Genomic DNA, 15,609 nt, shown 5'->3' with positions numbered 1-15,609 from the left:
CTCCAGAGAAGGGAACGCGCGAATGAATGACAGTGAGAAGGCGCTGCTCGACGGGATCTCCGGTCGATTGTTCATCGGCGGAGAGTGGGTCGACGCGACGGGAGGCGCGACGCTCGCCGTTCGCGACCCCGCCACGAACGACGTGATCGCCCGTGTCGCCGATGCGACGGCAGACGATGCGACGGCGGCGCTCGATGCCGCCGTCGCTGCGCAGGACGAGTGGGCGGCGACGTCGCCCCGCAGACGCAGCGACATCCTGCGCCGCGCGTGGGAACTGGTGCAGGAGCGCAAGGAGGATCTCGCGCTCGTGATGACCCTCGAAATGGGCAAGCCGTACCAGGAGTCTCTCGGTGAGGTCGCCTACGGCGGCGAGTTCCTGCGCTGGTTCAGCGAGGAGGCCGTGCGCATCTCGGGGCGCTACGGATCCACACCGGAGGGCACGGGGCAGATGATCGTGTCGCAGCGCCCCGTCGGGCCCTGCTACTTCATCACTCCGTGGAACTTCCCGCTCGCGATGGCGACCCGCAAGATCGCGCCGGCGCTCGCCGCGGGGTGCACCAGCGTCATCAAACCGCCCCAGCTCACCCCGCTGACGACCATGCTGTTCGTGCAGCTGCTCGAAGAAGCCGGTCTGCCGAATGGCGTGGTCAACGTGGTCACGTCATCGAGCTCGAGCCGTGTCTCGGCGCCGATCATCGGCGACGGCAGGCTGCGCAAGCTGTCGTTCACCGGCTCCACAGGCGTGGGCAAGCGCCTCATCGCACAGGCCGCGGAGAACGTGCTGCGGGTGTCGATGGAGCTCGGCGGCAACGCCCCGTTCGTGGTCTTCGAAGACGCCGACCTCGACAAGGCGGTCGACGGCGCGATGGCCGCGAAGTTCCGCAACATCGGCCAGGCGTGCACGGCCGCGAATCGGATCATCGTGCACGAGGACGTCGCAGCGGAGTTCACGAGCAGGATCGCCGAGCGCGTGTCGGCGATGAGGATCGGGCGCGGCACGGAGGAGGGCGTGCAGATCGGCCCGCTCATCGACGATGACGCGGTCGCGAAGGCATCGGAGCTCGTCGAAGACGCCGTGGGCAAGGGCGCGACGCTGATGCATGGCGGGAAGCGGATCGATGGTGCAGGCAGCTTCTTCGAGCCGACGGTCCTGTCGGACCTCACGCGTGACGCTGCGATCATGTCGGAGGAGATCTTCGGCCCCGTGTTCGCCGTCGTCACCTTCTCCACCGAGGACGAGGCGGTCGAGATCGCCAACGACACGGAGTACGGGCTGGTCTCCTACGTCTTCACGGAGGACCTCGCCCGCGGCCACCGCATGATCGACCGCCTCGACACGGGCATGATGGGTCTCAACGCGGGAGTCGTCTCGAATGCGGCCGCGCCGTTCGGCGGCGTGAAGCAGTCGGGAATGGGCCGCGAGGGCGGCCTGGAGGGCATCCATGAGTATCTGTCGACGAAGTACACGCTGCTGCCGAACGCCTAGCCTCCGGTCCCCGCACTGTCCGTTCGTGGGCGATCTCTGTCGGTGAGACCGCGCTCTTTCCCGCAGAGATCACCCACGAACGGCGGGATCGTGCTCCCAGGTGGGGGCGAGGCGCTTGAGGTGCGCGGCGCGCCACTGCCACAGCAGCCAGAGGGCGGGCCAGTAGAACGGGGCGGCCGCTCCGGTGAACACGAGGCGTTCGCGCCAGAGGGTCTTCGACTCGTCGCGGGGAGACGGCGAAACCGCCATCTGATGGTCCCACGCGTCGAGCAGCGCGAGCGGGCCGGTGAGCGCATCGCCCCAGTCTCGGAAGATGCGCACGCGTCCGCTGCTGTCGCGCTCGTCGCGATGCGCGATCCGGATGAGGTGCGAACCCAGCCGGATGGGGCCGACGGCATACCGGATGGCGGCATCGCGCCCCGGCTCCCACTGCGTCGGCAGCGCGGAGAGCGGCTCGATCCGGATGAGGGGCCCGTGGATCTCGCCGAGCGCGGCCGGCGACTGCACCGCGCGCCACGCAGCAGACGGAGTGCAGTCGAGTTCGAGCTTCAGAAGCACCCGCATACCGTCAGTCTGCCATCCGGTCGCACCGAACATCCGGTCGTGCCTGGCCAGACCGGCTGCCCAGATGCGCACCTTTTCGACGCAGCGGCGTCAATCGCGGCGCATCTCGACGACAAGTGCGCATCTCGCGAGCCGGGCGCGGGCCCGTGTGGGCGCGAGGTCCGTGCAGGTTGCGAGCCCTGCGGGGGTGCGGGCCTCAGCGCGGGGCGGAGGCGAGGCGTCGGGTGGTGGGGGTGATCTCGCGCTTGAGCCAGGTGAACTCGAAGCGGCGGTCGAAGCGCGGGGAGCACTTCGGGCAGGAGGAGGGGCGGGACGGACGGCGGTACCGGTAGATGGTGTGACCGCTCGGGCACGTGCCGACCCACGGTGCGAGTTCCGTAGGAGTATCGCCGTAGTGCAGGGTGCCGCCGACGTAGCCGATCTCGCGCGCGATCCGCTTCCACTGGCGGCCGTGCCCGGCGCCGGGGCCGGCCATGGCGTGCGCGACCTCGTGCAGCAGCGTCTGGTGCACCTCGTCGTCATCGTTCCGTGCCGAGATGTACCGCGACACCGAGATCCGCTTCCGCGAGAAGTCGCACAGCCCTGCGCGCCGTTTGGCGTTGTCGAACGCGAACGACCACGTGTCGTCGAGGTGCATCCGGATGAGAGCGTTGGCCCACACCGTGACGCGACTCAGATCCGACATACGAAGATGCTAATCGGAGCCTCGGACATCCCGGCCGCCGCGCCCGGCGACCATCCGGAATCGCCTCGCCCTGCGGTGTGCCGGAGCGCGCCGCCTCGCCGGGATCCGCCGCTCCGGTATGGCAGAGTGCGCCACCTGTCGCCGGGTGGCGCACTTCGGCACACGGGAAGGGCGGGTGCGCCCCGTCAGCTTGCGGCGACGGCGGCGCCGCGGCGTCGCTCGGCCGCCTCGACCATGCTCATCGCGACCTCGAGCTGCGAATCGGCCGCTCCCAGCTCCTGGCGCAGGAACAGCACTCGCTTGAAGTCGCTGCGCGCGCCGTCGGGGTCGCCGGCGTCGTACCTGGCGCGACCGCGGTGGCTCAGTGCGAACGCCGTGATCGACGGCCACTCCTGGCCCTCGGCCTCCTCGGCGCAGGTCGACAGCTCGCTGTCGGCCGCGTCGTACGCTCCGCGCTCGATGAGCACGGAGGAGTGCAGAATGCGGGAGCGGAGCAGGTCCTTGCGCGTGCCGGCCATGCGCGCGACGCGCACCGACTGCTCGGAGAGCGCGATGGCCTCGTCGAGCTCGCCGAGCACCTTCAGCAGCCACACGCGCTCGAGCAGTGCTGGCAGGCTGCGCTGCTGTCCGATGTCTTCGAGTCGCTGGCGGCATTCCGCCTCGTCGACGATCTCGCGCAGGCTCTCCGAGTCGTATCCCTGGATGTAACTCAACCCGACTCCCTTTCACTCGCGCGTTCCTCCCCAGTGTGCAAGACGCATCTGGGGGAGTCCTGGCGGCGCGCGGAGGCGGTCCGAAACCGAACCGTTACCCGCGCCGGTGCGCGCCGAGATGAGTACGACCGGCCCGGATGAGTGCGTTGTCGGCGGTCCTGGTCGAACGCGGCGCGATCGTACTCATCTCGCGCCGACCGGCCCGGACGAACCCGAGCGACCGGATGCTCGCCCGGCTCGATCCGTGCGCGCCGATCGGCCCGGATGAGGCGGCCGGCCGCTGCGCCCTCGTGCTCGCGCCGCGGCGAAGGATCCGGATGGCCTACCGCTCGAACAGCTTCAGCGACGGTTTGGGGGAGTCTGTGGCGTCGCCGTCGCGGGCGGGCCTGGCACCGGCGACGAAGCGCTCGATCTCATCGCCGTGGGCGACCTTCGCCGGATGAGGGCCAGCGGCCATCAACCGCGGCAGCCACTCCACGGGCAACGGCTGCGCAGAAGCGGCGATCACGAGGTTCCCGAACCGGCGCCCTTTGAGCACCTGCACCTCGGCGAGGACCGCGACCTCCGGCAGCACCTCCCTGATGGTGGCGACCTGGCGGCGCGCGAACGCAAGCCCGGCGCCGTCCGCGGCGTTGACCAGCAGCACTCCCGACGCGGCGAGCATCTCGGCGCAGGCGGAGTAGAACTCCACGGTGGTCAGGTGCGCCGGGGTCTGGGCGCCCGAGTACACGTCGCTGACCAGCAGATCGACGGCGCCGCGCAGAGCGCTCGGGAGGCGGCCGAGGCCCTCGCGCGCATCGCCGATGCGCATCCGGATGGACGCTCCGCGCGGCAGCGGCAGATGCTCGCGCACGAGATCGACCAGCGGCTGCTCCAGCTCGATCACCTGCTGGCGGGACCCCGGCCTGGCCGCCGCGATGTAGCGAGGGATCGTGAGCCCGCCGGCTCCCAGGTGCACCGCCGTGAGCGGGCCGTCCGGGAGCTGATCGATGACGGCACCCATCCGCGCGACGTACTCGAAGTGCAGGTGCGTGGGATCAGCGAGGTCGACATGCGACTGCGGCGTGCCGTCGACGTCCACCTCGAAGCCCGACGTGATCTCGCTCGGCGCGACGCGTGCGATCCGCCCGTCCGACAGTCGTGTCTGCGGCGTCTCATCCGGTCTGTCGCGCTTCCTGCCCACCCCATGAGCGTACGCGGCGAGGCCGAACTGGACACCCAAGCACATCCGCGACGAAACTCCGGCTGGACATGCCGAGAATCACCGCGTATAGTTGACAGTTGCGCTTCCTGGATTTTCCCTGCCTTCATATGGTGGTTGGCTGGCGCCTGTAGGTCCCCGCATATTGCGGCGGGTGGACCGAGGCGAGGAATCCAAGTGCACCTCACCTGTCGACAAGGAATCTAGCAGTCCGTCTCACCGCGGGCTCATGGAGGTCATCCCCTTGGCTGCTGCGCGCAACAACGCATCCACCAATCCCAAGAACGGCCGCGGGGCTTCCCGCCTCTCGTTCGCCAAAGTCAACGACACGCTGACCGTCCCCGATCTGCTCGCACTGCAGACGGAGTCGTTCGACTGGCTCGTCGGAAACGACGCATGGCGCGAGCGCGCCGCTGAGCCGCGTCGCAACGAGTCGGAGCAGAGCGGTCTCGAGGAGATCTTCGAGGAGATCTCACCCATCGAGGACCTCTCCGAGACGATGCAGCTGTCGTTCGCGAACCCTTACCTCGAGCCGGAGAAGTACTCGGTCGAGGAGGCGAAGGAGCGCGGCAAGACGTATGCTGCGCCGCTGTACGTCGAGGCCGAGTTCATGAACCACCAGACCGGTGAGATCAAGACTCAGACGGTCTTCATGGGCGACTTCCCGCTGCAGACCATCGACGGCACGTTCGTCATCAACGGCTCTGAGCGCGTCGTCGTCTCGCAGCTCGTGCGCTCGCCCGGTGTCTACTTCGACAAGACGCCGGACAAGACGAGCGACAAGGAGATCGTCTCCTCGCGCATCATCCCGAGCCGCGGCGCGTGGCTCGAGTTCGAGGTCGACAAGCGCGACCAGGTCGGCGTTCGCATCGACCGCAAGCGCAAGCAGCCGGTCACCGTCTTCCTCAAGGCCCTCGGCCTGACCACGGAGGACATCGAGCGCGAGTTCGCCGGCTTCACCTCGATCGAGGAGACCCTGGCGAAGGACACGATCCTCACCCAGGAAGAGGCGCTGCGCGACATCTACCGCAAGATCCGCCCGGGCGAGCAGGTCGCCGCCGAGGCCGCGCGGAGCCTGCTCGACAACTTCTACTTCAACCCGAAGCGCTACGACCTCGCGAAGGTCGGCCGCTACAAGCTGAACCAGAAGCTGGGTATGGCGACCGACATCAGCGCGTCGACGCTGACGGTCGAAGACATCGTCGCGACCATCAAGTACCTCGTGCGCCTGCACCGCGGCGACGAGAGCTTCGAGGGCGTCAACAAGTCGGGCGAGATCATCGATCGCCGCATCGACATCGACGACATCGACAACTTCGGCAACCGCCGCATCCGCGCCGTCGGCGAGCTCATCCAGAACCAGGTCCGCACGGGTCTGAGCCGGATGGAGCGAGTCGTCCGCGAGCGCATGACGACGCAGGACATCGAGGCCATCACGCCGCAGACCCTGATCAACGTGCGCCCCGTCGTCGCCGCGATCAAGGAGTTCTTCGGCACCTCGCAGCTGTCGCAGTTCCTCGACCAGAACAACCCGCTCTCGGCGATCACGCACAAGCGCACGCTCTCGGCGCTCGGCCCTGGCGGCCTGTCCCGCGAGCGTGCCGGTGTCGAGGTGCGAGACGTGCACCCGTCGCACTACGGCCGGATGTGCCCGATCGAGACGCCTGAGGGCCCGAACATCGGCCTGATCGGTCGGTTGGCGACCTTCGGCCGGATCAACTCCTTCGGCTTCATCGAGACGCCGTACCGTCAGGTCATCGACGGCAAGGTCACCGATCGGGTCGACTACCTCACGGCTGCCGAGGAGGAGAACTTCATCATCGCGCAGGCGAACGCGAAGCTCACGTCAGTCGGCACGTTCGCCGAGGCGCAGGTTCTCGCCCGTCAGCGCGACGGCGAGGTCGACCTGGTCGCCGCCGGCGAGGTCGGCTACATGGACGTCTCGCCGCGTCAGATGACGTCGGTGGGCACGGCTCTGATCCCGTTCCTCGAGCACGACGACGCCAACCGCGCCCTGATGGGCGCCAACATGCAGCGCCAGGCGGTGCCGCTCATCGAGAGCGAGTCGCCGTTCGTCGGCACGGGCATGGAGGGCTACGCCGCTGTCGACTCCGGTGACTCGATCATCGCCGACAAGGCGGGCGTGGTCGCCGAGGTCTCGGCCGACTCCGTCACGCTGCAGCTCGACGAGGGCGGCACCCAGGAGTTCTTCCTGCGCAAGTTCGACCGTTCGAACCAGGGCAACAGCTACAACCAGCGCGTCATCGTCGCCACGGGTGAGCGCGTCGAGGTCGATCAGGTCATCGCAGACGGCCCGTCGACCCAGGACGGCGAGCTCGCCATCGGCAAGAACCTGCTCGTCGGGTTCATGTCGTGGGAGGGTCACAACTTCGAGGACGCGATCATCCTGAGCCAGAACCTGGTGAAGGACGACACCCTCACGTCGATCCACATCGAGGAGTACGAGGTCGACGCCCGCGACACCAAGCTGGGCAAGGAGGAGGTCACCCGTGACCTCCCGAACGTCAGCCCCGACCTGCTGAAGGACCTCGACGAGCGCGGCATCATCCGCATCGGCGCCGAGGTCCGTCCTGGCGACATCCTCGTCGGCAAGGTCACGCCGAAGGGCGAGACCGAGCTCAGCGCCGAGGAGCGACTGCTCCGCGCGATCTTCAACGAGAAGAGCCGCGAGGTGCGCGACACGTCGCTGAAGGTGCCCCACGGTGAGCAGGGAACCGTCATCGCGGTCAAGGAGTTCGACGCCGAGGAGGGCGACGACGAGCTCGGCAGCGGCGTCAACCGCCGCGTCGTGGTCTACATCGCGCAGAAGCGCAAGATCACCGAGGGTGACAAGCTCGCCGGCCGTCACGGCAACAAGGGCGTCATCGCGAAGATCCTGCCGATCGAGGACATGCCGTTCCTCGCCGACGGCACTCCGCTCGACGTCGTGCTGAACCCGATGGGCATCCCCGGCCGAATGAACTTCGGTCAGGTCCTCGAGACCCACCTCGGCTGGATCGCCAGCAGGGGCTGGAAGATCGAAGGCGAGCCGGAGTGGGCCGTCCGCCTTCCTGAGGAGCTTCGCGAGGCAGAGGCCGGCACTAAGGTCGCCACCCCGGTGTTCGACGGTGCCAGCGAGGTCGAGATCTCGGGTCTGCTCGACTCGACGATCCCGACCAACGACGGCGAGCGACTGATCGACAGCACCGGCAAGGCCGATCTGTTCGACGGCCGCACCGGCGAGCCGTTCCCGAAGCCGATCTCGGTCGGCTACATGTACATCCTGAAGCTGCACCACCTGGTCGACGACAAGATCCACGCGCGTTCGACTGGTCCGTACTCGATGATCACCCAGCAGCCGCTGGGCGGCAAGGCGCAGTTCGGTGGTCAGCGCTTCGGTGAGATGGAAGTGTGGGCCCTCGAGGCCTACGGTGCCGCGTACGCGCTGCAGGAGCTTCTCACGGTGAAGTCCGACGACATCCTCGGGCGCGTCAAGGTGTACGAGTCGATCGTCAAGGGCGAGAACATCCCAGAGCCCGGCATCCCCGAGTCCTTCAAGGTGCTCATGAAGGAGATGCAGTCGCTGTGCCTGAACGTCGAGGTGCTCGCGGCCGACGGCACGGAGGTCAACCTCCGCGACACCGACGACGAGGCCTTCCGCGCCGCGGAAGAGCTCGGCATCAACATCTCCAGCCGGTTCGAGTCCGCCTCGATCGACGAGATCTGAACCAGCCAGCCGATTTCGAGATTTCCGACACAGGAGAATTAAGTGCTCGACGCAACAACTTTCGATGAGCTTCGCATCGGCCTGGCCACTGGCGACGACATCCGTCGCTGGTCGTACGGTGAGGTCAAGAAGCCCGAGACGATCAACTACCGCACACTGAAGCCCGAGAAGGACGGTCTGTTCGGTGAGCAGATCTTCGGTCCCTCGAGGGATTGGGAGTGCTCATGCGGCAAGTACAAGCGGGTCCGCTTCAAGGGCATCGTGTGCGAGCGCTGCGGCGTGGAGGTCACCAAGAGCTCCGTCCGTCGTGAGCGCATGGGGCACATCGAGCTCGCGGCCCCCGTGACCCACATCTGGTACTTCAAGGGCGTGCCTTCGCGCCTCGGTTACCTGCTCGACATGGCGCCGAAGGACCTCGAGAAGGTCATCTACTTCGCCGCGTACATGGTGATCTCGGTCGACGAGGACTCGCGCCACCGCGACCTCTCGACGCACGAGAACAACCTGCGCCTCGAGATCAAGGCGCTCGGCGACCGCCGTGACGCCCGCATCGCCGAGAAGATGCAGAAGCTCGAGGACGACCTCGCCGCCCTCGAGGCGGAGAGCGCCAAGGCCGACCAGAAGAAGAAGGCCAAGGACGGCGCCGAGAAGGAGATGGCGACGATCCGCAAGCGCGCGGATGAGTCGATCGCGCGTCTCGAGCGTGTGTGGGACGAGTTCCGCAACCTCGAGGTGGGCCAGCTCAAGGCGGAGGACGACGTCTTCCAGGAGATGCAGGACCGCTTCGGTCAGTACTTCGAGGCGCTCATGGGCGCCGAGGGGCTGCAGCGTCGCCTCGCGGCGTTCGACCTTGCTGCCGAGGCAGAGGCACTGCGCCTGCAGATCGCTGAGGGCAAGGGCCAGCGCAAGATCCGTGCGATCAAGCGACTCAAGGTCGTGCAGTCCTTCCTCGGCTCCAGCACGTCGCCGGCCTCGATGGTCCTCGACGTCGTTCCGGTGATCCCGCCGGAGCTTCGTCCGATGGTCCAGCTCGACGGCGGCCGCTTCGCCACGAGCGACCTGAACGACCTGTACCGCCGTGTGATCAACCGCAACAACCGCCTTCGTCGTCTGATCGATCTCGGTGCGCCCGAGATCATCGTCAACAACGAGAAGCGGATGCTGCAGGAGTCGGTCGACGCCCTGTTCGACAACGGTCGCCGCGGGCGTCCGGTCACGGGCACGGGCAACCGCGCGCTGAAGTCCCTCAGCGACATGCTGAAGGGCAAGCAGGGCCGGTTCCGCCAGAACCTGCTCGGCAAGCGCGTCGACTACTCCGGCCGTTCGGTCATCGTGGTCGGCCCGCAGCTGAAGCTGCACCAGTGCGGCCTGCCGAAGCAGATGGCGCTCGAACTGTTCAAGCCGTTCGTCATCAAGCGCCTGATCGACCTCGGTCACTCGCAGAACATCAAGGCGGCCAAGCGCGCCGTCGAGCGCACGCGCCCCGAGGTCTGGGACGTGCTCGAGGAGATCATCCGCGAGCGCCCTGTGCTGCTGAACCGTGCTCCCACCCTGCACCGCCTGGGCATCCAGGCCTTCGAGCCGCAGCTCGTCGAGGGCAAGGCGATTCAGCTCCACCCGCTCGTGTGTGCGGCGTTCAACGCCGACTTCGACGGTGACCAGATGGCCGTGCACCTGCCGCTGTCGGTCGAGGCTCAGGCCGAGGCCCGCGTGCTGATGCTCGCGTCGAACAACATCCTGAAGCCGTCGGACGGCCGCCCGGTCACCCTGCCCTCGCAGGACATGATCATCGGTCTGCACCACCTCACGACGATCATCGAGGGTGCCGCTGGCGAAGGACGTGCGTTCGGCTCGGTGTCGGAGGCGCAGCTGGCCAAGGACGAGGGAACGCTCGACCTGCAGGCGAAGGTGCGCATCCGGATCGCCGGGCTCACCTTCCTCGAGGGTCAGGCACCCGAGGGGTATGACGCGCACGGTCTCGTCGACACCTCGCTCGGCCAGGCGATCTTCAACGACAACCTGCCCAAGGGCTACCCGTTCGTGCGCGAACAGGCGGACAAGGGCAAGCTGTCGCAGATCGTCAACAAGCTGGCCGAGGAGTACCCGAAGACGGTCGTCGCCGCGACGCTCGACAACATCAAGGACGCGGGCTTCTACTGGGCCACGCGCTCCGGTATCACGGTCGCGCTCTCCGATGTGCTCACGCCGCCGGAGAAGGCGGAGATCGTCGCCGAGCACGAGAAGCTCGCCGCCAAGGTCAACTCGCAGTACGCGAAGGGTCTGATCACGGACGGTGAGCGCCGCCAGGAGCTCATCCAGGTGTGGACCGAGGCCACGGACAAGATCCAGCAGGCCATGCGGGACAACTTCCCCGAGGACAACACCATCAACCGGATGGTGACGTCTGGTGCGCGAGGCAACTGGCTGCAGATCCGGAACATCGCCGGTATGCGCGGTCTGGTGAACAACCCGAAGGGCGAGATCATCCCGCGCCCGATCATCTCCTCGTACCGCGAGGGGCTGTCGAACGCGGAGTACTTCATCGCCACGCACGGTGCCCGCAAGGGTCTGGCGGACACCGCCCTCCGTACGGCCGACTCCGGTTACCTCACGCGTCGTCTCGTCGACGTCTCGCAGGACGTCATCATCCGTGAGGACGACTGCGGCACGTCGAAGGGGCTCGAGTACACGATCGCGGCTCCGGATGCGTCAGGCACGCTGGTCGCGGATGCCAATGTCGAGAACGCGGTCTTCGCCCGGTCGCTTGCGGCCGACGTGGTCGCAGAGGACGGCACGGTGCTCGCTGAGGCCGGTCAGGACATCGGCGACGTGATGATCGAGAAGCTCGTCGCCGGCGGCGTCGAGAGGATCAAGGTCCGTTCGGTGCTCACGTGCGACTCGGCCGTCGGCGTCTGCGCGCAGTGCTACGGCCGCTCGCTCGCGACCGGCAACCTGGTCGACATCGGCGAGGCCGTCGGCATCATCGCGGCGCAGTCGATCGGTGAGCCCGGCACGCAGCTGACGATGCGTACGTTCCACACCGGTGGTTCGGCATCGGCGGATGACATCACGCAGGGTCTGCCCCGCGTGCAGGAGCTGTTCGAGGCGCGCACCCCGAAGGGTGCGTCCCCGATCGCCGATGCGGATGGTCGCATCACGATCGAGGAGACCGAGAAGCAGAAGAAGATCATCCTGACGCCGGACAGCGGCGACGAGGTCCAGTCGTACCCGGTGCTGAAGCGTGCGACGCTTCTCGTCGAGGACGGCGACCGCGTCAAGGTCGGTCAGCCGCTCCAGGTCGGAACGCTCGACCCCAAGGAGATCATGCGCGTGCAGGGCGCCCGCGAGGTGCAGAAGTACCTCGTCGGCGGCGTGCAGCGTGTGTACGGCTCGCAGGGTGTGCCGATCCACGACAAGCACATCGAGGTCATCGTGCGGCAGATGCTGCGCAAGGTCACCGTGGTCGACCACGGCGAGACCGAGATGCTCCCGGGTGAGATGGTCGACGTGAAGCGCTACCAGGAGCTGAACCGCGCGGCGGTCGCCGAGGGCAAGCGCCCCGCGTCCGGCCGTCCCGAGCTGATGGGCATCACGAAGGCGTCGCTTGCGACCGAGTCGTGGCTGTCGGCCGCGTCGTTCCAGGAGACGACCCGCGTCCTCACGGAGGCGGCGCTCCAGGGCAAGCGCGACCCGCTGGTCGGCCTCAAGGAGAACGTCATCATCGGAAAGCTGATCCCCGCGGGAACCGGCCTTTCGAAGTACCGCGACGTCGTCGTGGAGGCAACGGAAGAAGCGAAGAGCGAGCGGTACCCCAACCGCATCTTCGCGTCGGACGGTGCGTTCACCGAGGGCGACTACGGCTTCGTGGACTTCGACGCGTTCTCGTCGGACGACTTCACGACGCCCGGTCAATACAACTGATTGAGGCGAGAGCCGAGCGAACTCGTTCGCTCGGCCGAGCCGATTGAAATTGTTGAGCGACGAAGTCGCGAGCATAACTGACCCAGTACTGACGAACGGCCCCGGATCTTCGGATCCGGGGCCGTTCGCCGTTGTGGCAGGTCTGTTCGAGACGGCGAACGTCCGGAGCATCCGATAGCGTATGGGGTTGTCAGTCCGATATACGTGGGGGAACACGCCGAGATGAACGAACCGAGAGACGTCGTGCACGGAGATGACAACCGACAGGAACACTCCGGATGCTCCTGCCGCTGACGGCACGCGCCAGCAGGATGCGGCGGGAACGACGGACGCGGCTTCCGCGCGCAGTGCCGCGCGACGGACCACGCGCGCAGCACCGCCGTCCACGCGGCCTGACCGTCGCGCGCGAGACGGCGCCGAACCCCCCGCGCCGCAGGCCGGGCATGGAGGCTGGGCGCCTGGCATGCAGCCGGGCTCGGCCGACGGCACGCACGCAGGGCACGGCGGTGCGCCGCAGCAGCCGGGCTACGCCGCTGCCCCTGTGCATCCGCGCACTCCGTCGCCGCTGGCGGCCAAGGAGCCGTGGATCGCGGCGCTCGCGCATGCGGGGCTGGCCATGGCCGGAGCCGTTGCCGCGAGCATCGTCGTGGTGGTGCTCGGCATCGTCGGCGTGCAGTTCACGGGCGACGAGGACATCGCCTCGACGGTCGCGTCGCAGTGGTTCCCCATGATCATCCAGTTCCTCGGCGCCGGCTTCCTCGGCTCGTTCGGCACGACGGTATCGGCGATGGGCTTCACGGTGTCTGCGAGCCTGTTCTTCGTTCCCCTCGTCGTGCCGGTGTGCGCGGTGCTCGCCGTGCTGCTCTTCGGTCGGCGTGCGACGCCGCCACTGGCAGTGACGCCGCTGTGGCGTGCGGCTGCCGCAGGGATCGCCGGCGCGGGCTTTGCGATCGTCGTGCTGGTGCTGCAGCTGGCGGCGCCGATCTCGGTCGTCGTGCCGAACGCGCCGGGGGCGAGCGTCCGTGCGATCAGCGTGTGGAGCATCATCCTCGGCATCGTCATCGTGGCCGCGGCGACGTTCACGGCGCTCAGCCCGCGCGGCGGGACGCGCAGCAGGTGGCGCTCCGGCGCACTCCAGGCGGTCGAGCACCTCGGCGGCTTCGGCGCGGTTCTCGCGATCGCACTGCTCGTCGTCGTCATGATCGACTCTGGTGGGGATGCGGGCGCGATGCTGCTGCTCGCGCCAGCGATCCTGCCTCTGCTCGCGGCCGACGCGAGTGCGCTCGGCGCCTTCTCCTCAGTGTCTGCCACGGTGCAGGGCGACATGGGCTCCTACCTGCCGTTCGATCTGCCGTCGGCGAGCATGACGGTGTTCTCCGACGTGCTCCCGCTCTGGCTCCGCATCGTCGTTCCCCTCCTCGCCCTCGTCGTGCTCGCCGTCGCGAGCGTGCGGTGGCGCGTCCGCCGCGGCGCGGCGACGGATCCGGTCGGCTGGTTCGTGCTGCCGGCCGGCTATGCCGCATTCGGCATCGTCGTGATGATCGCCGGGCGGATCTCCGGAAGCGGCAGCGTCGGAAGTGAGGACTCGGGCATCGCCGGCCTGTTGGGCGGCGAGGGCATGTCGGGAATGTCAGCGAGCGTATCGCCCGCGGCATGGACCTTCGTGCTGTTCGCCGTGTTCGGCGTCGCCGTTGAGGCGCTCGCGCGCTTCGTCGTACCGCAGCTGGCACGTGCGATGCCGTTCTGGCTGCTCAGGGCGCTCACCACCGGTGCAGCCGCGGCGCCCGTGGCGGGCCCGGCTCCCGCGCCGCAGGAACCGGCATGGCATCAGTTCGCACAGGGCGGCCAGTCCGTTCAGGGCGCGGTGCCACCGCCTCCAGGCGATGTGCCGCCTCCGCCGCCCGCCGGGAACGTGCCGCCGAGGCCGCCCGCCCCAGGCGGAGCGGTTCCCACAGGGGGCACGGCTTTCGAACCGATGCACCCGCCGGCAGGCGCTTCGCCAGCCGCTGCCGCGGCGCAGAGCGGAGCGGCTCCGGCTTCTGCCCCTGCACAGGGAGCGGGCGATCCCTTCCAAGCGCTGCTCAGCGGCGACGAGACCCAGCGCGAACCGCTGGGCCGCAGGGCCAAGACGGCGTGGATCGCAACGGGCATCTCGGTCGTGGGAGTCATCGTGCTGATCGTCGCGGGCGTCATCGTGCGCGGCCACTTCGCCGGCACGCAGTACTCTCCGCAGGCGAAAGTCGAGAACTACCTGCAGGCGATCGTCGAGGGGAACGCCTCGGACGCCATGGATCTGTGGGCGCCGAACGTCACGTCGGCGGAGCGCGTGCTGCTCACGGACGAGATCTATGCCGCCGCCGAGAACCGCCCGACGGAGTTCGAGATCGGCACGGTCACTGAGAGCGGCGACGGCGCATCGATCGCGGCGACGCTCACGGTCGACAGCAAGAAGTACGATGTGTCGTTCGAGCTCGAGAAGGCCGGAACCGCTGCGGTCGTCTTCGACGACTGGAGGATCGTCTCGGGCCCGCAGCAGACCATCAAGATCGGCGACGTGTCGCAGGTCGCCCAGGTCAACGGCGTCGGCGTCGACCTCTCGGAGATCGCGGTCACGGAGTTCGCCGATGAGAACGATCACCAGTGGGATGAGCTCGCCGACATCCCCGTCCTGCCTGGCGACTACGTCTTCGCCGCACCGGAGGCGGACGGCCTGTTCACCTACGGAGACGACCAGGTGGCCAGGGCGCTCCCGAACGCCGACTTCCAGGTCGGCTGGGAGCAGCTGGAGGCACCGCAGTTCGCTTCGTTCACCGCGAAGTGGACCGACGATGCACAGCAGAAGGCGATCGACCAGGTGCAGGGCCGCATCGACGAGTGCATGAAGTCCGACCAGTTCGTGCCCGAACTGTGCCAGAATTCGCTGACGATGAACGATCCCGGCTACATGGCCGTCACGGGGATCAAGCGCTCGTGGGAGACAGAGCCGACGCTCACCTTCGAGTCGCGCGACGACGGCGACTTCGTGGTGATCGCCGACGGTGAGCTGCGCTTCGACTACAAGGAGCGGTTCTCCGACGACGACGAATGGGAATCGGACCACACGACGAGCAGCTCGCCGTTCGGCTGGTACGGCGCGGAAGTGCTCGTCACGGCTGCCGAGGACGGCACGGTGGCAGCCGACCTGTCGGAGTTCTGACCCGTGGCGCTCGCGCCACGGCCCACCGCTCGTCTGAGCGATGGGCCGTGGCGTCTCCGCGGGGCGCACGGACACGCCCGCGCGGCGTGCATCGACCGGGCAACGCGCGGCGAGGC

General features: G+C 67.9%; 8 protein-coding genes. 4 read left to right on the top strand and 4 right to left on the bottom strand.

Features of this window, described 5'->3' with window-relative positions; translation table 11 throughout:
* Window positions 1-22: 22 nt before the first annotated feature.
* The gene (locus CIK77_RS15385) at window positions 23-1,486 is read left to right on the top strand and encodes an NAD-dependent succinate-semialdehyde dehydrogenase (protein WP_087054859.1); all 1,464 of its coding nucleotides are present in this window, start codon (window positions 23-25) and stop codon (window positions 1,484-1,486) included.
* 69 nt (window positions 1,487-1,555) lie between these two features.
* Here CIK77_RS15385 and CIK77_RS15380 read toward each other — a convergent pair whose 3' ends face one another.
* The 4 genes from CIK77_RS15380 to CIK77_RS15365 form a co-directional block, all read right to left on the bottom strand.
* A complete protein-coding gene (locus tag CIK77_RS15380) occupies window positions 1,556-2,122 on the bottom strand; it encodes a hypothetical protein (protein WP_249268580.1) in 567 nt (188 codons plus the stop codon).
* Between the two features lie 124 nt (window positions 2,123-2,246).
* Window positions 2,247-2,735: a SprT-like domain-containing protein gene (locus CIK77_RS15375; protein ID WP_087054860.1), complete on the bottom strand. Its 489-nt coding sequence runs from the start codon at window positions 2,733-2,735 to the stop codon at window positions 2,247-2,249.
* Between the two features lie 185 nt (window positions 2,736-2,920).
* Window positions 2,921-3,448 carry a hypothetical protein gene (locus tag CIK77_RS15370; RefSeq protein WP_087054861.1) on the bottom strand — a complete coding sequence of 176 codons (528 nt, stop codon included), beginning with the start codon at window positions 3,446-3,448 and terminating at the stop codon, window positions 2,921-2,923.
* Window positions 3,449-3,770: 322 nt separating this feature from the next.
* Complete coding sequence (locus tag CIK77_RS15365) at window positions 3,771-4,631, bottom strand: spermidine synthase (RefSeq protein ID WP_087055067.1); 861 nt, start codon at window positions 4,629-4,631, stop codon at window positions 3,771-3,773.
* Window positions 4,632-4,893: 262 nt separating this feature from the next.
* Here CIK77_RS15365 and rpoB point away from each other — a divergent pair, with 262 nt between their 5' ends.
* From rpoB to CIK77_RS17755, 3 genes are all read left to right on the top strand, one after another.
* Window positions 4,894-8,376: a DNA-directed RNA polymerase subunit beta gene (gene rpoB / locus CIK77_RS15360; RefSeq protein WP_087055068.1), complete on the top strand. Its 3,483-nt coding sequence runs from the start codon at window positions 4,894-4,896 to the stop codon at window positions 8,374-8,376.
* A gap of 42 nt (window positions 8,377-8,418) precedes the next feature.
* A complete protein-coding gene (gene rpoC, locus CIK77_RS15355; RefSeq protein WP_087054862.1) occupies window positions 8,419-12,297 on the top strand; it encodes a DNA-directed RNA polymerase subunit beta' in 3,879 nt (1,292 codons plus the stop codon).
* 253 nt (window positions 12,298-12,550) lie between these two features.
* The gene (locus CIK77_RS17755) at window positions 12,551-15,493 is read left to right on the top strand and encodes a hypothetical protein (protein ID WP_181861423.1); all 2,943 of its coding nucleotides are present in this window, start codon (window positions 12,551-12,553) and stop codon (window positions 15,491-15,493) included.
* The last annotated feature ends 116 nt before the right edge of the window (window positions 15,494-15,609 follow it).

Origin of the sequence: Microbacterium sp. JB110, from assembly GCF_003335195.1 — a bacterium.
Classification (GTDB): Bacteria; Actinomycetota; Actinomycetes; order Actinomycetales; family Microbacteriaceae; genus Microbacterium.
Note: the sequence above shows the minus strand (reverse complement) of the source record. Positions and strands in the feature narration are given on the sequence as shown.